At 27.1% G+C, this 765-nt stretch carries 1 protein-coding gene; it reads right to left on the reverse strand.

Features of this window, described 5'->3' with window-relative positions:
- Positions 1 to 22: 22 nt before the first annotated feature.
- Positions 23 to 765: AHH domain-containing protein (locus tag AJ888_RS09470; protein WP_250643772.1), on the reverse strand; the 743-nt coding region annotated here is incomplete at its 5' end.

A 765-nucleotide genomic window follows, 5' to 3' on the forward strand; every position in this document is an offset into this window, starting at 1 on the left:
TTATACATCATTTTATAATATCTCATTGTTTTCTCTCCTTATAGTATTCTTTATGAAGTATAGCAGGATTATTTTTGATTTCTTCTTTTAGTTTTTCAAATTCTTTTAAGAATTTATTCTTATCTCCTCTAGCTATTTTATCAATTTTATTCATTTTTTCAAGAATGTATTCATGGTATTCATTAGGATGTCTTCCGCGATGTGGCATTTTAACTTTATTCCAATCTCCATTTAGTTTTAAATCATATGAATTAAGTATCTCTTGAAATTTTGGAGTATATTTTTTACTCTTATTGGTGGCAATGTGATGAGTTTGAATTGGTAATTGATTGTTTTTACCTCCTATCCCTTCCCATCTTATCCTATCAAATTTAATCTTAGCAAGAGGACTAGCTTGTATTTTAGCTAAAGCAAATTTAATCTTATTCTTTTTAGGTATAGCAAATATAGGATAACCTTTTATACTCATTCCTATCAAACCCATTTGTAATACAGAATGTTTATTATTAACTTTATGATCTGAATAAGTATAAGCAAATACTAAAGCTACTTTAGTACAAGGTCCTCCTAGTATAAGTGGATTTAAACATCCACTTATACTAGCTCGTTGTATTTCATTATTAAGCATAATAGGAACATTGTCTGATTTTATTCTTTTAGCTTTTTTTGCTTTTAACTTAACTCTACCTCCATGTAAGCATACTAAAGTATTATCTTCTAATATAGGATGCATACAAGAAGTATCAGAACTTATATTAATATCTT

Origin of the sequence: Campylobacter sp. BCW_6467 (genome assembly GCF_001762855.1) — a bacterium.
Taxonomy (GTDB): domain Bacteria; phylum Campylobacterota; class Campylobacteria; order Campylobacterales; family Campylobacteraceae; genus Campylobacter_D; species Campylobacter_D jejuni.